Raw genomic sequence first — 18,306 nt, 5'->3', positions numbered from 1 at the left:
GCCCGGCCGGGCGGCCGCGCGGGGCCGTGCGCGGGGGGGGGGGGTCGGGCGCGCGGCCGCCGCGGCGCCGGGGGGGGGGGGCCGCGGGGCGGCGGGGATGTTTGCGGGCTGGGCTGTTCGGGGGGTTGGCGGGGGTGGGGGCGGGGCGGCGCGCAGGGGCGGGGGAACGCTGGCTGGCGGGGGCGGGGGGCGTCGCGGACGCATCGCTCCGGGCCGAGCTCGTGCAGGCGGCGCTGGCGGTCACCGGCAATCCGCGCTTCGCCGAGCTGTTCGGGGTGGATTCGCTGGCCGAGGCGCCGATCGCCGCCGTGGTGGCGGGCGGGCTGGTCGTGTCGGGCACGGTCGACCGGCTGGTGGTGCGCGACGATCATGTCCGCGTGATCGACTTCAAGACGGGGCGGCGCGCGCCCGCGGCGCTGGAGGACATTCCGCCTTATCATTTGCGGCAGATGGCGGCCTATGTCGCGGCGCTGGAAGTGATCTTTCCCGGGCGGCGGGTGGAGGCGGCCTTGCTCTATGCCGCCGGGCCGGTGCTGCACCTGTTGCCGCCCGCACTGCTCGCCGCGCACAAGCCGGGCTTCACCCCTTCGGAGCAAAGCTTGCCTCTGCGCGCTTGAGTGGGAGGCACGGCGTACTTAGATTGGCGTCCAACCGCTTCAGGAGATTTCCCCATGGCCACCAAGCCGACCACCGACGCCAGCTTCGACACCGATGTCCTCCAGTCCGACAAGCCCGTGCTCGTCGATTTCTGGGCGGAGTGGTGCGGCCCGTGCCGGATGATCGCGCCGGCGCTCGAGGAGCTGGCCGAGGAACTGGGCGAGCAGGTGCAGATCGTGAAGCTCGACATCGACGAGAATCCCGATGCGCCGACCAAGTATGGCGTGCGCGGCATCCCGACGATGATCCTGTTCAAGAACGGCCAGCAGGCGGCGACCCAGGTCGGCGCGCTGCCCAAGAGCGCCATCAAGCAGTGGATCCAGCGCGAGCTCTGATCCGACTGGCGAGGGCCTGGCGGGGATCGATATTCGGTCCCGCGCCGGTGCTCCCCGTTTTCACATCCTTCGAGCCTCGGGTTGGACGTTGATTCGTTCAGCCGTGCGGTTGCAGGTGAAAATCGTCTGAAATCCGTGGGTTCCGCGGATTTCCGAGCGCGGCCGGTTGACACGGTTGACACCCGCTATGTCGAAAAATCTTCCTTCCCGGATTTCGCGCTTTTCGAAGACCTCGACGATGAGAAAGAGCCGTTCCTTCGATCGGCCCTGAAATCCTACATTGCAAGCCGTTCCGGGCTGTATCGGCCGCCCGGCATCGTCAGCTCCGGTAATCGGCGTTGATCGAGATGTATCCATGGGTCAGGTCGCAGGTCCAGACCGTGGCGCGGCCTTCGCCCAGGCCCAGATCGACGCCGATCTCGATCTCGCGGCCCTTCAGGTGCGCGGCGACGGGTGCTTCGTCATAGCCATTCACCGCCAGCCCGTCGCGTGCGACCTGGGTGGTGCCGAAGCGGATCGCGAGCCTGTCGCGCTCCGCCGGCTCGCCGGCCTTGCCGACCGCCATGACGACGCGGCCCCAATTGGCGTCCTCGCCGGCGATCGCGGTCTTCACCAGCGGCGAATTGGCGATCGACATGGCGATGCGATGCGCGCTGCGGTCGCTCTCGGCGCCCTCGACCTGGATCTCGATCAGCTTCTGCGCGCCTTCGCCGTCACGGACGACGAGCAGCGCGAGCTGGTGGCAGAGATCGGCGAGCGCGGCGCGGAAGGCGTCGGCGCCGGCATCGTCGTCGCCCGTGAGCGGGGCGTTGCCGGCCTTGCCGGTGGCGAAGGCCAGGATCGTGTCGCTGGTCGAAGTGTCGCCATCGACGGTGATGCAGGAGAATGTCCTGCCGTTGGCAGCACTTAGCGCCGATTGCAGAAATTCGGGTGCAGCCGCGGCATCGGTGAAGATGAAGCCGAGCATCGTCGCCATATCGGGCGCGATCATGCCCGAGCCCTTGATGATGCCGACGAGGTTGACCGTGCGGCCATCGACCACTGCCTGCGTCACCGCCGCCTTGGCGAAGGTGTCGGTGGTCATGATCGTCGCTGCCGCGTCTTCCCAACTGCAGGGTTCGGCGGTGAAGGCGGCGTCGAGGCCGGCCTCGGCCCTGTCGATCGGCAGCGGCACGCCGATCACGCCGGTCGATGCGACGAATATGTCCGAGGGTTCGCAGCCGAGATGGCCGGCGGCGCGCGCCGCGATCGCCTCGACCGCGGCGCGGCCGCGATTGCCGGTGAAGGCGTTGGAATTGCCGGCATTGACCACCAGCGCGCGTGCCTGGCCGAGCACCAGCGCCTTGCGGCACCATTCGACCTCGGGCGAGGGGCATCTGCTCCGGGTGAGCACGCCCGCCACCGCCGTACCCGGATCGAGTGTGGCGAAGGTCAGGTCGCAGCGATCCCACGCCTTGTAGCGCGCGCGGGCGACGCGGAGCGTGACGCCGGGGATGGCGGGCAGGGTGGGAAAAGCGGCGGGGGCGAGGGGGGAGCGTTCCATATGCAGCCCCATACTAGGCTCGCTGCGTCGTGCAATCTATCCGCCGCAAATGCGGGGCGGCTTGGTGGACACCGGCATGGGCGCGGCTAAAGAGTGCTCCCCATATCGGCCACCGAAAGGCAAGACTCGCATGTTCGCCACGCTGCTCCCCCTCGCTCTCCTGCTGACGCAGAACGCCGCCGGTGCCGGTGGCAAGGCCATGGGCCTGACCGTGGAGGTGCAGAAGCTGCCGGCCGGCTACAAGCAGGCGCCGGTGGTCCATCTGGAGTTCGCCGATACGGGAACGGTCGCGACCTGCGCCGTCGAGCAATCGAGCGGCAGCGCCGGGATCGACAAGGTCGCCTGCCAGCAGGCGCAGGCGCAGGTGAAGCTGCCGGTCAAGAAAAAGAAGGCGCCGGAGCCCATCAGCATGGCGGTGACGTTCGCTCCCGCCGCGCCGCCCGCACAATAACCAAGGTTTCGATTGGACGAACCGCGCGGCAATCACTATGTCGCTCGCAGCGCTCGCCTTGCCGGCGGCGTTGACGTGTCACGCATAGAGATTCGCTTGGAACTGCTGCTTCTCCTTACTGCGCTGCTTGCCAGCCTGACCGGCGCCTCGGGCGACCGGACCGGGCGGCCCGTGCAGGGCGTGGCGGTGGTGCAGGCGGCCCAGGCCGCGCAGGCGGCGGTGCAGCCCGCCCGGCGCGTGACCGGCATAGTGGCGGCATCGCTCGTCCACGGCATCCCGGCATTGGTCCGCACGCATATCGCGGCGGCGCCGATTTCCTCCCTCCGCCTCGCCTTCGAGCAGCGGCGCGAGTGATGCGCATGGCCCGCTGAACGCGGGTCTTTCTCGTTTCGCGTGCCGCCCCCGGGCGGCGCTGCCATTGGGCGCCGGCGCAGCATGCCGCGCTCGTCCGACCACATCCAATACGACAGGAAATCCCATGCTCGGCGGCCTTGCCAAGACTCTCTTCGGCTCCTCCAACGAACGCTATGTGAAGTCGCTCGGCGGCATCGTCGCCAAGATCAACGGCTTCGAACCCGCCATCTCCGCGATGAGCGACGAGCAGCTCCAGGGCCAGACGGCCAGGTTCCGCGAGCAGCTTGCGAACGGCGAGAAGCTCGACAATCTGCTGCCCGAGGCGTTCGCCACGGTGCGCGAGGCGGCGAAGCGCGTGCTCGGCCAGCGGCATTACGACGTGCAGATGATCGGCGGCATCGTCCTCCATCGCGGCGAGATCGCCGAGATGCGCACGGGCGAGGGCAAGACGCTGGTCGCGACGCTTGCCACCTATCTGAACGCGCTGCCGGGGGACGGCGTCCATGTCGTCACCGTCAACGACTATCTCGCCTCGCGCGACGCCGAGTGGATGGGCCGGGTCTATCGCTTCCTGGGCCTCAGCGTGGGCGTGATCGTGCCCAACCTGACCGACCAGCAGCGCCGCGACGCCTATGGCTCGGACATCACCTATGGCACGAACAACGAGTTCGGCTTCGACTATCTGCGCGACAACATGAAGTATGACCGCGCATCGATGACGCAGCGGCCGTTCAACTTCGCGATCGTGGACGAAGTGGATTCGATCCTGATCGACGAGGCGCGCACCCCGCTCATCATCTCCGGCCCCACCGACGACCGCAGCGAGCTCTATATGGGCGTCGACGCGGTGGTGAAGAAGCTCGATCCGTCCACCTATGAGAAGGACGAGAAGCAGCGCACCGTCGTCCTCACCGAGGACGGCACCGAGACGGTCGAGCGGATGCTCGAGGACGCGGGCCTGCTGGTCGGCGCCAACCTCTATGATTTCGAGAATACCCAGGTGGTCCACCACCTGAACCAGGCGCTGCGCGCGAACGTGATGTTCAAGCTGGACACCGACTATATCGTCAAGGACGGCAAGGTCGTCATCATCGACGAGTTCACCGGCCGCATGATGGACGGGCGCCGCTGGTCCGAGGGCCTGCACCAGGCGGTGGAGGCCAAGGAAGGCGTTCAGATCGAGCCGGAGAACCAGACGCTCGCCTCGATCACCTTCCAGAATTATTTCCGCATGTACCCCAAGCTGGGCGGCATGACCGGCACCGCGGCGACCGAGGCCGCCGAATTCTACGACATCTACAAGATGAACGTCGTCACCATCCCGACCAACCTGCCGGTGCAGCGCGTCGATGAGGAGGACGAATTCTACAAGACGACCGAGGAGAAGTTCGCGGCGATCGCCAAGAAGATCAAGGCGCATTCGGCCAAGGGCCAGCCGGTGCTGGTCGGCACCGTCTCGATCGAGAAGTCCGAGCTGCTTTCCGAATTTCTCCACAAGGAAGGCGTCAAGCACGAGGTGCTGAACGCCCGCTTCCACGAGAGCGAGGCGCATATCGTGGCGCAGGCCGGGCGGCTGGGCGTCGTCACCGTCTCGACCAACATGGCGGGCCGCGGCACCGACATCCAGCTCGGCGGCAATGTCGAGTTCCGCGTCAATGACGAGCTGCGCGACATGCCCGAGGGGCCGGAGCGCGACGCGGCGATCGAGAATATCAAGCGTGAGGTACAGACCGAAAAGGACGCGGTGATCGCGGCCGGCGGCCTGTTCGTGCTCGGCACCGAGCGCCATGAGAGCCGCCGCATCGACAACCAGCTGCGCGGCCGTTCGGGCCGCCAGGGCGATCCGGGCCTGAGCCGCTTCTATCTGTCGCTCGACGACGACCTGCTGCGCATCTTCGGCTCGAACACGCTGTTCGCCCGCATGATGCGCTCGAACATCGAGGACGGCGAGGCGATCGGCAGCAAGTGGCTGTCCAAGGCGATCGAGACCGCGCAGAAGAAGGTCGAGGCGCGCAACTACGACATCCGCAAGCAGGTCGTCGAATATGACGACGTGATGAACGACCAGCGCAAGGTGATCTACGAGCAGCGCGCCGACATCATGGACGCCGAGACCGTGGGCGAAGTCGTGACCGACATGCGCGCCGAGACGGTCAACGCGATCGTCGGCGAGGCGTGCCCGCCCAATAGCTATCCCGAGCAGTGGGACGTCGAGGGACTGAAGGAGAAGGTCGCGACGATCCTGAACGTCGAGGCGCCGGTCGACGAGTGGATCAAGAGCGAGGAGGCGATCGGGCCGGAAATGGTCGAGGAGCGCATCCGCGAGGCGGCCGACGCGCTGGTGACGGCCAAGGCGGCGGATCTCGATCCCGAGACCTGGACGCAGATCGAGAAGTCGATCCTGCTCCAGAATCTCGACCATCACTGGAAGGAGCATCTCGCGATGCTCGATGCGCTGCGCCAGGTGGTGCACCTGCGCGCCTATGCCCAGAAGACGCCGATCAATGAGTACAAGCACGAAGCGTTCGCGATGTTCGAGCGGATGCTGGGGAATATCCGCGAGGACGTGACCCGCACCCTGGGCTTCGCGCAGTTCCGCATGCAGGCGGCGCCGGAGCTTCCCGAGCTGCCCGACTTCCTGACCACGCATATCGACCCGCTGACCGGCGACGACGACAGCGCGGACTGGGACGGCGGATCGATGGGGCTGGTGACGACGCGGCTGCCGCAGCTCGGCATCCCGCAGCCGGCCGGCGACGATTTCGGGACCGATCCGGCGCAGTGGGAAGGGCTGGTGAGCCGCAATGCGCCGTGCCCGTGCGGATCGGGGCGCAAGTACAAGCATTGCCACGGCGCGGTGGCGTAAGGAATTCCCCTCCCGCTTGCGGGAGGGGCTAGGGGAGGGGAGGGGCTCACCGCGCGGCGTTTCGATGCCGGACAGGCCCTCCCCCGACCCCTCCCGCAAGCGGGAGGGGAGAGGTTCGCGGTTTTACTTCGTCTTCGGCATCTCGATCTTCGGCCCGAGGCGGCTCAGCACCTCGTGCGCGTCGAAGGCGCGGAGATTGTCGGTGGGCTTGGGGCCCTTGCCGGTGACGATCTCGGCCGAAGCCTCATAGCTGTTGACCGTGCGATAATCCCAGTCGCGGGCGTTCCAGAAGGGATCGTCGAAGAAGGGATCATAGCTCCGCCAGCCCCAGCGCGGGCGATAATAGCGCCACGTCGGACCCCAATAGCCCCAGGGGCCGCCATAGCCGACGCCGGGCGTGCGATAGGTCTCGCTCTTCTTCTCGGTGTCGCGGTCCGACAGGACGAAATAGTCGAAGCCGTTCTGCACGGTGAGCTCGGCGGAGCGATAGAGCAGATAGCGCTCGACCGTCTCGCGCGAGGTCAGAGTGTTGCCCGAGAAACTCACCCGGAAGCGGTTGCTCTCGATCTGCGTGTCCGAATAGCCGGCGCGCGTGGCGGCGCTGGAACCGGTCGCGGGCTGATAGGGCGTCGCGGTCATGCACGAAGCGAGCGTGAGCCCGCCCGCCACCGCGAGGCTCAACGCGGCGACCCGCCGGCGTGTGGAGCTGTTTTTCAGCATTGTTCCTCCAATACTTAGAGTTCGATATTGCCTGTTGCGAGACGAACGCGCGCGCCTGGGTATCGGGTCCGCGTTAGGACGCGGTGAACTGTGGCACAATCGCGATTGACGGCGGCTGAACGAAAGGCGGCTCATGCCAGCCGCTCGGGAACTTCGATGGCCTCTTCAGCGAGCGTTTCGCGTGGGGCCATCGCTTCCCAGGGGAAGACGAACCAGTCCTTCTGGGTCGCGCGGTCGAGCGTGCGGAAGCGATAGTCCACCGTCTGGCTGGAGCGGATATTGTCGAGCAGCACGGCGAAGCGGACCTGCTCCGCCATCGCGCCCCGATCGGCGAGCGCGCCGCGGATCTCGCCGATCGTGCGGCCGCTGTCGTTGATGTCCTCGACGAACAGCAGCCGGTCGCCCGCGCGGGTGCGTTCGGCGAGCACCGCGACCAGCTCCTCGCCGAACTGGGCGATGCGGGTCGAATGGTCGATCGAGACCAGGGGCAGCCCCATGCGGTGCGAGAGGAACACGGCCGGGGTGAGCCCGCCGCGGCCGATGCCGACCAGCAGCGAAGGCCGCCAATCGTCCGCCTCCATGGCAGCGGCAATGGCGTGGATGCCCTCGACCATCGCTTCGTGGGGAAAGGGAGTGAAGACGATTCCGCTCATCGATTGGCCGCCACATAGGCGTCGAGCCGGGCGAGGTGCGCCGCCACGGCATCGTCGGGCAGGAACGAGCCGAGGAACGAGTTGCGCGCCAGCGTGACGAGATCGCGGCGATCCAGCGCGCGGCCCTGCGCGGCGGCGCGATAATTGTCGGCGACATAGCCGCCGAAATAGGCCGGATCGTCCGAGTTGATCGTCGCGCGCAGGCCCGATGCCAGCATCCGGTCGATCGGATGCGCGTCCATCGACTCGACGACGCAGAGCTTGAGGTTCGACAGCGGGCAGACCGTGAGCGTCATGCCCGATCGCGCGAGCCGGGCGACGAGCTGCGGATCCTCCAGGCTGCGATTGCCGTGATCGAGCCGGTCGACCTGGAGCAGGTCGAGCGCTTCATGGACATATTCGGGCGGCCCTTCCTCGCCGGCATGGGCGACGCGCTTGAGCCCCATCGCGGCGGCAGCGGCGAAGACGCGCGCGAACTTGGCGGGCGGATGGCCGACTTCGGACGAATCGAGCCCGACGCCCTCGATCCGGTCGAGCCAGGGCTGGGCCTGGCCGAGCGTCTTGAATGCGTCCTCCTCGTCGAGGTGGCGGAGGAAGCAGAGGATCAGCCTGGAAGTGAGGCCGTGCTTCGCCTCGGCCTCGGCCATGCCGGCGAGCAGGCCGTTGGCGGCGACGCCGAAGGGGATGCCGCGATGCGTGTGCGTCTGGGGATCGAAGAAGATCTCGGCATGGACGACGCCGTCGGCCGCCGCGCGATCGAAATAGGCGAGGGCGAGGTCGCGGAAATCCTCCTCGGTGCGCAGCACGTCGGCGCCGGCATAATAGATGTCGAGGAAATCCTGGAGGTTCGAGAAATCATAGGCCGCGCGCACCTCCTCGACCGAGGCGAAGGGGATCGCGACATTGTTGCGCCGGGCGAATTCGAACATCTGCTCGGGCTCGAGGCTGCCCTCGATATGCAGATGGAGCTCGGCCTTGGGCAGTCCGGCGATGAAGGCGTCGAGGTCGCTCATGGGCATGAGCATCGCAGGGGCGGGGGAGACGCGCAAGCGGGAGCATGGGCCTCGCGCCCTGTCCGGCAGGGCCTATTTCAGGCAGGCGATGATCGCCGCGACGATGTGCATCGTTTCGGCCACGTCCCGCACCGCGATCGTGTCGATGCCGAACTGCGCCACGGGAAAGTCGTTTCCGCCCGGATAGACGGCGTCGCCGAGGAACAGGATCGCGTCGGCCGCGATGCCGGAGCTCTCGATCAGGCGCCGCATGCCATAGGCCTTGTCGACGCCCTTGCGGGTGATGTCGATCGAGGTCGAGCCGCCGATATTGATCGAGAGATCGGGCAGTTGCGCCTGCAGCGCCGCCTGGAGCCGCTTGCGCTTGGCGAAATCGGGATCCCATGCCTTCTTCGCGTCGAGCGGCGCCTGCTGGCCGAGGCCGGAAAAGGTGATCTGGCTGCCGCGATCCTCGATGCGTTCGCCCCAGCTCCTGTCCTCGTACAAGCCCTGCTCCCGCGAAGCCCGGTCGAGCGCCGTGCGGATGGCGGTGCTTTCCTCCGGCGAGAAATCATCGGCATAGGCCCGCCGCCATGCGCCCTCGAACCGGTAGAGCTTGGTGCCGGTGGTCGGCAGGATGAACAGATTGGCGAGATCGGCGTCGGCGGGCAGGCGGGAGACGACCTGCGTCTCGAACTGCGGCCAGTCGCCGCCCGAGATCACCGCGACGTTCGCGACGGCCAGCAGCTGCCCGAGCAAGGCCGCCATCGGCTCGCCGATGGGCTGCTTGCTTTCGGCGAGCGTGCCGTCGAGGTCGAATGCGATCAGGCGCTTCATCTCAAGCGGCCGGCAGGATGAAGCGGGCGATGGCGTCGGCGACGCCATCCTCCTCGTTCGAGCGGGCGACATGGGTCGCCGCGGCGCGGACCGCTTCGGGCGCCTGGCCCATCGCCACCGACAAGGCCGCCCGCTTGAACATCGGCAGGTCGTTGCGCTGGTCGCCGAGCACGGCGACCGCCGACAGCGGCACGCCATAGGCGGTGGCGAGCGCGGCGACGCCGTCGCCCTTGTTGGCGCGCGGGGCGGTGATGTCGAGATAATAGGGCTGGGAGCGCGCCACATTGGCGCTCTCGCCCAGCGCGGCCCGGGTCTCGGCCTCGATCATCGCGAGCAGGGCATGATCGTCGCTGACGCCCACCAGCTTGTCGACATGTTCCAGCAGGGGCGCGAAGTCCGCGTCGAAGATGGGTTCGAGGTTCGCCGCGCGCCGTTCGCGCGGGAGGTTGGGATTGTCGCGGTCGCGGGCATACCATCTGCCCCTGGCGAACAGCCAGGGCGTGACGCCGGGCCGGCCGAGAAGCGCGAGGGCGCGGGCGGCGGTGGCGGGTGCGAGGCGCTCGGCGGACAGAACCAGCCCGTCCGGCATGACGATGGTGCCGCCGTTGAACGCCCCGATCGGCCCCTCCAGGCCGAGACTCTCGGCGATCCACAACATGCCGCAGGGCGGCCGGGCGCTGATGAGGCTCATCATGATCCCCGCCTCGCGGACGCGCGCGGCGGCGGCGACCACGCCTTCGGACAGGCTCTTGTCGTTGCGGACCAGGGTTCCGTCGATATCGGAGACCAGCAGGCGGATCGGCGGAGTCATCCGAGGTGATGCCAGCGCCGATGGGCACGGTGCATCAGTGCGTCGGCGCTCTCCGGCCCGGCGCTGCCCGCCGGATATTCCTCCGGCGTGCCCTGCTCCCACATGTCGAGGAGCGGCTGCACCGCGCGCCAGCCGCCTTCGATCTGGTCGGCGCGCTGGAACAAGGTCTGGTCGCCGGTCAGGACATCGTAGAGCAGGGTCTCGTAGCCGTTCTGATGGCCGATCTCGAAATGGTCCTCGTAGCGGAAGTCCATGGTGACGGGCGCGGTGTTGACCACGGGCCCGGGCCGCTTGACGACGAATTCCAGGCTGATGCCCTCGTCCGGCTGGATCTGCAGCACGAGGCGATCGGGCGGCAGGCGATCGACCACCGTCTCGCGGAACAGGGCGAGCGGCACCTCCTTGAACTGGATGACGATCTCGGTGTCGCGCGCGGCCAGCGCCTTGCCGGTGCGCAGATAGAAGGGCACGCCGGACCAGCGCCAGGTCTCCACATGCACCTTGAGCGCGGCGAAGGTCTCGGTCCGGCTGGCGGGATCGACATCGGGCTCGTCGCGATAGGCAGGCACCGGCTTGCCGGCGACGGTGCCGGCGGCATAGCGGCCGCGGATCGCCTCGGCCGGATCGATCGGCGTGATCGCCGCGATGACCTTGCCTTTCTCGGTACGGATCGCCTCGGCGTCGAAGCTGATCGGCGGCTCCATCCCGATCATCGCCAGGAGCTGGAACAGGTGGTTGGGCACCATGTCGCGCAGCGCGCCGGTGGCGTCGTAGAACTTGCCGCGGCTGCCGATAGTGACGGCCTCGGCCGCGGTGATCTGGACATGGTCGACATAGCGGTTGTTCCAGACGGCCTCGAGCATGGTGTTGCCGAAGCGCGTGACCATGATGTTCTGCACCGTCTCCTTGCCCAGGAAATGGTCGATCCGGTAGATTTGATCTTCGGAGGCCCTGGCGAGGATCTGCGCGTTAAGCGCCCGCGCGGAGGCGAGATCGGTGCCGAATGGCTTCTCGATCACGACGCGGCGGAAGCCGTCGGCCTGATCGAGCAGCCCGGCATCGCCCAGCCGTTCGACGATGGACCCGAAGAAACCCGGCGCGGTCGCGAGATAGAAGATGGCGTTGCCCTTCACGTGCTTCTTCAGCGCCGCGAAGGTGGCGGCGTCGGTGAAGTCGCCCTTGAGATAGCGGACGTGCGGCCGCACCCGCTGCCAGCAGGCGTCGTCCTTGACGAAATCGTCGAGCTCCTCCCGGAGATGCTCGTCGTCGCCGTCATGGTGGCTGATCCCGAGCAGCTCGGTATCCGGATCGAGCAGGCTGGAGCGGGCAAGGTTGACGAGCGCCGGCACCAGCAATCGCCGCGTGAGATCGCCGAGCGCGCCGAAGATGACGAATGTGGCGGACGGTGCCGCCGGGGCCGTGCTCACTGCGGCATCTCGACATGGCCTCCGAAGCCGAAGCGCATCGCGGAGAGCAGCTTGTCGCCGAAGGTGTGATCTACCCGGCTGCGATAGCGCGCGAACAGCGCCGCCGACAGGACATAGGCGGGCACCGCCTCCTCCATCGCCGCGTCGATCGTCCACTGGCCTTCGCCGGAATCGGAGACATGGCCGGTGAATTGTTCGAGCGCGGGATCCTTGGCGAGGCCGATCGCGCAGAGATCGAGCAGCCAGGACGAGATGACGCTGCCGCGGCGCCACACTTCGGCGACGTCGGGCAGGTCGATCTCGAACCGCTCCTCGGGCGGCACCTTCTCGGACGCCTTGCCCTTCAGGATGTCGAAGCCCTCGGCATAGGCCTGCATCAGCCCGTATTCGATGCCGTTATGGACCATCTTGACGAAATGGCCCGCGCCGGTCGGCCCGGCATGGATATAGCCGCGCTCGGCGCGATCGTCGGGCGCGTTGCGTCCCTGGGTGCGGACGATCGAGCCATAGCCCGGCGCCAGCGTGTCGAAGATCGGATCGAGCAGGTCGACCGTCTCCTTGTCGCCGCCGATCATCATGCAATAGCCGCGCTCCAGCCCCCAGACGCCGCCGGACGTGCCGACGTCGACATAATGGAACTGCCTTTCCCGCGCGGCGGCGGCACGGCGGACGTCGTCCTTGTAGAAGCTGTTGCCGCCGTCGATGATGATGTCGCCGGGATCGGACAGCTCCATCAGGCGGTTGACCGTGTCCTCGGTCGGCGCGCCCGCAGGCAGCATCACCCAGAAGATGCGCGGCGCGGCGAGCTTCGCGACGATGTCCTCCAGCGATGCGGCGGCGGCCGCGCCGTCCTCGACCAGGGCTGCGATCGCCGCGGGATCGCGATCGAAGGCGACGATCTCATGTTGGCCGAGCATCAGCCGGCGGGCGATATTGGCACCCATCCGGCCGAGGCCGATCATCGCTAGACGCATGCTATTTCCTTTCTTCAGGGACGGACGGCCGCGCGAACGGCCTCGACGAGCGCGGCGATGCCGCCGCCGTCGCGATGGAGATGGACGCGCATCACGCGCTGGCCGCGCGCCGCAAGCACGTCCATGTCGCCGCGCGCCTGGGCGATCTGGACGGTGCCGAAGCTGGCGCGGCGGCCGGGGATGGCGAGGTCGGGCTCGGGTTCGCGGGTGATGACGAGGAAGTCGCCGGTCGCGGGGCCGCCCTTGTAGGCCTGGCCGGTGGAATGGAGGAAGCGCGGGCCGAAGCCGGCGACCGTCGCGGCCTGGGTCGCATCGCGCACGGCGACGCGCATCGCCTCGATCGCCTGCGCATTCTCGGCGTTGCGCTCGATATAGGCGAGGAAACCGGCATAGCGCGGCGGGAAGAGTTCCGCGAAATGGAGGCGCAGCAGCTCGATCGGGTCGGTCGCGGCGAATTCATTGTTGCCGGGTCCGAAGATCGCGAAATCGGGGGTGTCGACGATCGGTGTCGCGTGCTCCAGCGCGCCGGTCTGCTCATAGGCGTCGACCAGCTTGCGCGTCGCGATCTTGGCATCCTCGACATCGGGCTGGTCGAACGGATCGATGCCGATCACCGCGCCGGCGATGGCGGTGGCGATCTCCCAGCGGAAGAATTCCTGGCCGATCAACTCGGGCCGGGCGACGCGGATGGTGACCAGCGGCTGGCCGGCCGCGACGAGCGCCTCCAGTTTCGCTTCGAGCGCGGCGTCTGCGTCGCCTTCGAGGTGGAGATGCACGAACAGCCGGTCGGTGCCGTAGGATATCGCTTCGCCGGCGGGCTCCAGATCGACGGGGACGATGCCCTTGCCCTGCTTGCCGGTGCTTTCGGCGAGCAGTTGCTCCAGCCATGCGCCGAACGGGGCGAGCCCCGGGGAGGGGAGGATGGTGAGCTTGTCGCGCCCGGCCAGCGCCGCCTCGCCGAGGATCGCGCCCAGCCGGACGCCGGGATTAGCGGCAGGCGGCACGTCCGGCCCGCAGGCGAAGACCATCGGCGCGGTCGCCTCGAAAAAGGCGCGGGTATCGATGCCCATTGCCGCCGCCGGCACCATGCCGAATGCCGAGAGCACCGAATAGCGGCCGCCGATCGCGGGATCGCCGGGGAAGATCATCACGAAGCCGTCCGCCTTCGCCGTCGCCTCCAGCTTCGATCCGGGATCGGTGACCGCGACGAAGCGGCTGCCGTCCTTGCCCGACAGTTCCCAGAAACAGGCGCGCAGCAGCTCCGGCTCCATCGTCGAGCCCGATTTGGAGGAGACGATGAACAGCGCCTCCTTGGGGTCGATCGCGGCGGCGACGCTGGCGATCTGGCCGGGATCGGTGGTGTCGAGGACATGGAGGCGCGGACTCCCCTCGGCATTGCCGAGGATCAGCGCGAGCACTTCCGGCCCGAGGCTCGATCCGCCCATGCCGAGCAGCACGGCATCCTTGTGGCCGCGGGCGCGTTCGGCGAGCGCCTTCAGCGCCTCGGGATCGACCTGCTCGCCGCGGGCGGCGGGGAGCCAGCCGAGCCATTTGGCTTCGTCCTTGCCGGTCCAGAGCGAGGCGTCACCCTGCCACAGCCGGCGGGACCAGCCCTCGGCGCTGGCGGTTTCGAGACGGGCTGCGACGGCTTTTTCGAGGCGTTCGTGGAGGCTGGCCTCCATCGCATTCTGCCGTTCGCCGAGGAACGCGGTACGCTTGCCCGCCACCGCGCCGAGCAGCGCATCGGCGGCGTCGGCGAACAGCTTGACGCCTTCGGGCACGAGCGCGGCGGTGACGTCGTCCAGCCCGAGGCCGAGACGCCTCACCTCGGCGATCACATGGCGGGCGCCGTCCACGTCCTCGGTCAGCGTGTCGCGCACCATGCCGTGGTCGCGGAAGGCGTCCATCGTCTTGGGCGGCATGGTGTTGACCGTGTCGGGGCCGATCAGCGTGTCGATATAGAGCGTGTCGGGATAGGCGGGGTCCTTTACCCCGGTCGAGGCCCAGAGCAGCCGCTGGGGCATCGCGCCCTTGGCGGCCAGTGCCTGCCAGCGCGGGCCGGCGATCATCTCCTGGTACCAGGCATAGGCAAGCTTGGCGTTGGCGATCGCGACCTTGCCGCGCAATGCCTTCAGCGCGTCGCTCTCCGCATCGCCGGCCGCGATCCGGGCATCGATCGCCTTGTCGATCTTCGCGTCGATGCGGCTGACGAAGAAGCTGGCGACGCTGGCGATGCCGTCGATCGGCTCGCCCTTCTTCACCCGCGCTTCGAGGCCGTGGAGATAGGCCTCGGCCACCGCCTGATAGGCGGCGAGCGAGAACAGCAAGGTCACGTTGATGTTGAGGCCGTCCTCGATCAGCGTGCGGATCGCGAGGGTGCCGGCAGGGGTGCCGGGCACCTTGATCATCAGGTTCGGCGCATCGACCGCGGCCCATAGCCGCCGGGCTTCCTCGATCGTCGCTTGGGTCGTGTCGGCGAGATAGGGGGATACTTCGAGGCTGACATAGCCGTCGCGGCGCTCCAGCCGGTCATAGGCGGGGCGGAGATCGGCGGCGGCCGCCTGAATGTCGGCGATGGCCTGGCTCTCGTACAGATCCTGGACGCTGGCATCGCCCTTGCCCAGGAATGCCGAGAACCCGGCATCATAGGCGTCGCCATGCCCCATCGCCTTTTCGAAGATCGAGGGATTGGAGGTGACCCCGGTCAGCCCATCCTCCTCGACGAGCTTGCGCAGGCCGCCTTCGTTGAGAAAGTTGCGGTCGACAAAGTCGAGCCATACGGCTTGCCCGGCCTCGCCGAGCTGCTTCAGGCGGCTGGTCATTGGTTCTTCCCGATGAGCTGGCGCGCGACGGCGCAGACATTGTCGATGGTGAAGCCGAACTTCTGCTGGAGCGCCGCCAGGGGGGCGGAGGCGCCGAAGGACTTCATGGTGATCGTGCCGCCGTCATGGCCGACATAGCGGTCCCAGCCCATCGCGCCCGCCTGTTCCACCGCGAGGCGGGCGCGGACGGCGTTGGGGAACACCCGCTCGCGATAGGCGGTGTCCTGCTGCTCGAACAGATACCAGCTCGGCAGCGACACGACCCGCGACCGGATGCCCTCGGCCGTCAGCTTCTCGTGCGCGGCGACGACCAGCGGCAGCTCGCTGCCGGTGCCGATCAGGATCAGCTCGGGATCGCCGTCCGCGGTATCGGCGAGGACATAGCCGCCTTTCTCCAACCCGTCGGCCGAGGCGTATTTCTCGCGATCGAGCGTGGGGATCGCCTGGCGGGAGAGGATCAGCGCGGTCGGCGCATGCGTGTGCGACAGCGCGACCTTCCATGCCACCGCGACTTCGTTGGCGTCGCCGGGGCGGATCGTGTCGAGGCCGGGAATCGCGCGCAGCGTCGCGAGATGCTCGATCGGCTGGTGGGTCGGCCCGTCCTCGCCCACGCCGATGCTGTCATGGGTGAACACGAACACCACCGGCAGCTCCATGATCGCCGCCAGCCGGATCGGCGCGCGCATATAGTCGGCGAAGACCAGGAAGGTGCCGGTGTAGGAACGCAGATAGGAGAGCGCCATGCCGTTGGCGATCGCTCCCATCGCATGCTCGCGCACGCCGAAATGGAAGTTGCGGCCGCCATAGTCGCCGGGCTCGAACGATCCGGCGCCCTGGAAGGTGAGGTTGGTCTTGGTCGAGGGCGAGAGATCGGCGGCGCCGCCCATCAGCATCGGCGCATGCGGCGCGATCGCGTTGAGCACCTTGCCGCCCGCATCGCGCGAGGCGACGCCCTTGGCATCGGCGGGGAAGCTGGGAATATCGGCCTGCCAGCCTTCGGGCAGCTTGCCCTGGCGGAGCAGGTCGAGTTCGGCGGCCTCAGAGGGGAAGGCGTCGCGATAGCGGGCGAACAGCGCCTCCCATTCCTCGCGGGCTGGCTTGCCGCGGCCGGAAACCGCTTCGGTAAAGGCCTGCTTCACGCCGTCGGGCACCAGGAACTGGGCATCCTCGGGCCAGCCATAGGCGCGCTTGGTGGCGCGGACATTGTCCTCGCCCAGCGCCTCGCCATGCGCCTTCTCGCTGCCGGCGCGCGGGGAACCCCAGCCGATCACCGAATGGACGAGGATGAAGGTCGGGCGATCGTCGGTGGCGCGGAACGCCGCGAGCGCCTGCTCCAGCGCGTTGGTGTCGTTGGCGTCGTCGATATGGAGGACGTTCCAGCCATAGGCTTCGAAACGCTTGCCGACATCCTCGTCGAAGGCGAGGGCGGTCGATCCCTCGATCGTGATGTGGTTGCTGTCGTAGATCCAGCACAGGTTGGAGAGCTTGAGGTGCGCCGCGATCGATGCCGCCTCGGACGAGACGCCCTCCATCATGTCGCCGTCGCCGCACAGCACATAGACGTCATGGTCGAACAGCGTGAAGCCGTCGCGGTTGAAGCGTGCGGCCAGTGCTCGCTCGGCGATCGCCATGCCCACCGAATTCCCGCAGCCCTGGCCAAGCGGCCCGGTGGTGGTCTCGACGCCGGTGGTCATCCGGTATTCGGGATGACCGGGCGTCTTGGAATCGAGCTGGCGGAACGCCTTGATGTCGTCGAGGCTCACCGCGGGCTTGCCGGTCGGTTTGCCGTCCGCGTCGATCTCCCGCACGCCGGCGAGGTGCAGCACGGCGTAGAGCAGCATCGAGGCGTGGCCGACCGACAACACGAACCGGTCGCGATTGGGCCAGTCCGGCGCCTCGGGATCGTAGCGCAGGAAATCGCGCCACAGCGTGTAGGCCACCGGGGCCAGCGCCATCGGCGTCCCCGGATGGCCGGAATTCGCCTTCTGCACGGCATCCATGGCCAGGGTTCGGATGGTGTCGATTGTGAGGCGGGAGGAAGATCCGTCCTCGTGGAGGCCGGCTATTGCGGGAGCTTCGGTCATCACTGTCCTTGATCCATGTAAGCGCCAAACGAGGGATGGCCGGGAAGGATGCGGCCGGAAAGCGACTTTCGGTCTTTATCTTCGTCCGGCCGGTCGCGGCGCACGACGCCCTGCTCGGTTCCGAGGTAGAGCGTGTTGATCTCGCGCAGGAACAGGCCGTGCCCGAGCATGCCGGGGATCTCCGAGAGTGCCGCCGCCAGCGCCGCCGGATCGGCGATCGGCCCGAAGGCGCAGTCGAGTACCCAATTTTCCTGGTCGGTGCGGAAGGGGGCATCGTCCGTAGCCTTGCGCAGCGCCGGTGCGCCGCCGAGCTGGGCTATCCGCCGCTCCGCATAGGCGCGCGCGAACGGAAGTATCTCGACCGGGACGGGCCGGCCGCCGAGCTGCGCCACCTCCTTGGAGGAATCCGCGATCGCGATCATCCGCGCCGCGGCCGAGGCGACGATCTTCTCGCGCAGCATGGCGCCGCCCGCGCCCTTGATCGCCCGCAGCATCGGATCGATCTCGTCGACGCCGTCGATGCCCAGGTCGATCGCGGCGACATCGGCGAAGTCGATCACGCGGATGCCGGCTGCCCGTGCCGCCTCGGCGGTGCGTTGCGACGTTGCGACGGCCTCCACCGCCAGACCTTCGGCCACCCGGGCCGCGAGCGCCGCGACGGCATAGGCGGCGGTGCTGCCGGTACCGAGGCCGACGATCATGCCGCTGGCGACTTCGGCGACCGCGGTCTCCGCCGCGGCGCGCTTGCGATCGTCGGCGGACGGCATCGTCATCTCAGCA

The 18,306-nt window shown here is 68.0% G+C and carries 15 protein-coding genes and 2 pseudogenes; 6 read left to right on the top strand and 11 right to left on the bottom strand.

Translation table 11 applies throughout. From position 1 onward, the window contains the following. Positions 1 to 158: 158 nt before the first annotated feature. The 3 genes and pseudogenes from HB724_RS11075 to HB724_RS11065 all read left to right on the top strand — a co-directional run. Positions 159 to 617, top strand: a pseudogene (locus HB724_RS11075) (PD-(D/E)XK nuclease family protein); the annotation flags it as partial. Between the two features lie 54 nt (positions 618 to 671). Beyond that, positions 672 to 992, top strand: coding sequence for a thioredoxin (trxA, locus tag HB724_RS11070; RefSeq protein ID WP_213980992.1), 321 nt, complete (start codon positions 672 to 674; stop codon positions 990 to 992). Between the two features lie 81 nt (positions 993 to 1,073). Beyond that, the gene (locus HB724_RS11065; protein WP_213980991.1) at positions 1,074 to 1,334 is read left to right on the top strand and encodes a hypothetical protein; all 261 of its coding nucleotides are present in this window, start codon (positions 1,074 to 1,076) and stop codon (positions 1,332 to 1,334) included. Here the strand turns inward: HB724_RS11065 and argJ are convergent. Then, positions 1,312 to 2,535, bottom strand: a complete 1,224-nt coding sequence (gene argJ, locus HB724_RS11060) for a bifunctional glutamate N-acetyltransferase/amino-acid acetyltransferase ArgJ (protein ID WP_256731457.1) — start codon at positions 2,533 to 2,535, stop codon at positions 1,312 to 1,314. The two genes, HB724_RS11065 and argJ, sit on opposite strands and share 23 nt — an antisense overlap. Before the next feature lie 130 nt (positions 2,536 to 2,665). On the opposite strand from argJ, the gene HB724_RS11055 reads away from it, so the two are divergent. The 3 genes from HB724_RS11055 to secA all read left to right on the top strand — a co-directional run bounded on the left by HB724_RS11055 (position 2,666) and on the right by secA (position 6,206). After that, positions 2,666 to 2,986, top strand: a complete 321-nt coding sequence (locus tag HB724_RS11055) for a hypothetical protein (protein WP_213980989.1) — start codon at positions 2,666 to 2,668, stop codon at positions 2,984 to 2,986. A gap of 96 nt (positions 2,987 to 3,082) precedes the next feature. After that, complete coding sequence (locus HB724_RS11050) at positions 3,083 to 3,340, top strand: hypothetical protein (protein WP_213980988.1); 258 nt, start codon at positions 3,083 to 3,085, stop codon at positions 3,338 to 3,340. Between the two features lie 124 nt (positions 3,341 to 3,464). Further along, positions 3,465 to 6,206: a preprotein translocase subunit SecA gene (gene secA, locus HB724_RS11045; RefSeq protein WP_213980987.1), complete on the top strand. Its 2,742-nt coding sequence runs from the start codon at positions 3,465 to 3,467 to the stop codon at positions 6,204 to 6,206. Between the two features lie 123 nt (positions 6,207 to 6,329). On the opposite strand, the gene HB724_RS11040 is transcribed toward secA, so the two are convergent. From HB724_RS11040 to rpiA, 10 genes and pseudogenes are all read right to left on the bottom strand, one after another. Then, on the bottom strand, positions 6,330 to 6,926 hold the full coding sequence (locus HB724_RS11040; protein ID WP_213980986.1) for a hypothetical protein: 597 nt from the start codon (positions 6,924 to 6,926) through the stop codon (positions 6,330 to 6,332). 131 nt (positions 6,927 to 7,057) lie between these two features. After that, positions 7,058 to 7,579, bottom strand: a complete 522-nt coding sequence (locus HB724_RS11035; RefSeq protein WP_213980985.1) for a phosphoribosyltransferase domain-containing protein — start codon at positions 7,577 to 7,579, stop codon at positions 7,058 to 7,060. Next, positions 7,576 to 8,592, bottom strand: coding sequence for an adenosine deaminase (locus HB724_RS11030; protein ID WP_213980984.1), 1,017 nt, complete (start codon positions 8,590 to 8,592; stop codon positions 7,576 to 7,578). Before HB724_RS11030 ends, HB724_RS11035 begins: the two co-directional genes overlap by 4 nt. Positions 8,593 to 8,664: 72 nt before the next feature. Continuing rightward, a complete protein-coding gene (locus HB724_RS11025) occupies positions 8,665 to 9,408 on the bottom strand; it encodes an HAD-IIB family hydrolase (protein WP_213980983.1) in 744 nt (247 codons plus the stop codon). Position 9,409: 1 nt separating this feature from the next. Next, positions 9,410 to 10,219, bottom strand: a complete 810-nt coding sequence (locus tag HB724_RS11020; RefSeq protein ID WP_213980982.1) for a Cof-type HAD-IIB family hydrolase — start codon at positions 10,217 to 10,219, stop codon at positions 9,410 to 9,412. Then, positions 10,216 to 11,646: a glucose-6-phosphate dehydrogenase gene (gene zwf / locus HB724_RS11015; protein WP_213980981.1), complete on the bottom strand. Its 1,431-nt coding sequence runs from the start codon at positions 11,644 to 11,646 to the stop codon at positions 10,216 to 10,218. Before zwf ends, HB724_RS11020 begins: the two co-directional genes overlap by 4 nt. Beyond that, positions 11,643 to 12,620, bottom strand: coding sequence for a phosphogluconate dehydrogenase (NAD(+)-dependent, decarboxylating) (gene gnd / locus HB724_RS11010; RefSeq protein WP_213980980.1), 978 nt, complete (start codon positions 12,618 to 12,620; stop codon positions 11,643 to 11,645). The genes zwf and gnd overlap by 4 nt, the downstream gene beginning before the upstream one ends. Before the next feature lie 14 nt (positions 12,621 to 12,634). Beyond that, a complete protein-coding gene (locus tag HB724_RS11005; protein WP_213980979.1) occupies positions 12,635 to 15,442 on the bottom strand; it encodes a bifunctional transaldolase/phosoglucose isomerase in 2,808 nt (935 codons plus the stop codon). Next, on the bottom strand, positions 15,439 to 17,526 hold the full coding sequence (tkt, locus tag HB724_RS11000) for a transketolase (protein ID WP_213980978.1): 2,088 nt from the start codon (positions 17,524 to 17,526) through the stop codon (positions 15,439 to 15,441). Before tkt ends, HB724_RS11005 begins: the two co-directional genes overlap by 4 nt. Before the next feature lie 95 nt (positions 17,527 to 17,621). Next, a pseudogene (rpiA, locus tag HB724_RS10995) lies at positions 17,622 to 18,293 on the bottom strand (ribose-5-phosphate isomerase RpiA); the annotation flags it as partial. Between the last annotated feature and the right edge of the window lie 13 nt (positions 18,294 to 18,306).

Origin of the sequence: Sphingomonas sp. dw_22 (assembly GCF_018449795.1) — a bacterium.
In the GTDB taxonomy this organism is placed as follows: domain Bacteria; phylum Pseudomonadota; class Alphaproteobacteria; order Sphingomonadales; family Sphingomonadaceae; genus Sphingomonas.
The sequence above is the reverse complement of the archived record's forward strand: the minus strand, read 5'-3'. Positions and strand labels throughout refer to the sequence as shown.

Bases quoted from the DNA above. Each gene is read 5' to 3' on its own strand.
- trxA (WP_213980992.1), top strand. From the start codon at position 672: ATGGCCACCAAGCCGACCACCGACGCCAGCTTCGACACCGATGTCCTC.
- argJ (WP_256731457.1), bottom strand. From the start codon at position 2,535: ATGGAACGCTCCCCCCTCGCCCCCGCCGCTTTTCCCACCCTGCCCGCC.
- HB724_RS11055 (WP_213980989.1), top strand. From the start codon at position 2,666: ATGTTCGCCACGCTGCTCCCCCTCGCTCTCCTGCTGACGCAGAACGCC.
- secA (WP_213980987.1), top strand. From the start codon at position 3,465: ATGCTCGGCGGCCTTGCCAAGACTCTCTTCGGCTCCTCCAACGAACGC.
- HB724_RS11040 (WP_213980986.1), bottom strand. From the start codon at position 6,926: ATGCTGAAAAACAGCTCCACACGCCGGCGGGTCGCCGCGTTGAGCCTC.
- HB724_RS11035 (WP_213980985.1), bottom strand. From the start codon at position 7,579: ATGAGCGGAATCGTCTTCACTCCCTTTCCCCACGAAGCGATGGTCGAG.
- HB724_RS11030 (WP_213980984.1), bottom strand. From the start codon at position 8,592: ATGAGCGACCTCGACGCCTTCATCGCCGGACTGCCCAAGGCCGAGCTC.
- HB724_RS11025 (WP_213980983.1), bottom strand. From the start codon at position 9,408: ATGAAGCGCCTGATCGCATTCGACCTCGACGGCACGCTCGCCGAAAGC.
- HB724_RS11020 (WP_213980982.1), bottom strand. From the start codon at position 10,219: ATGACTCCGCCGATCCGCCTGCTGGTCTCCGATATCGACGGAACCCTG.
- gnd (WP_213980980.1), bottom strand. From the start codon at position 12,620: ATGCGTCTAGCGATGATCGGCCTCGGCCGGATGGGTGCCAATATCGCC.
- HB724_RS11005 (WP_213980979.1), bottom strand. From the start codon at position 15,442: ATGACCAGCCGCCTGAAGCAGCTCGGCGAGGCCGGGCAAGCCGTATGG.
- tkt (WP_213980978.1), bottom strand. From the start codon at position 17,526: ATGACCGAAGCTCCCGCAATAGCCGGCCTCCACGAGGACGGATCTTCC.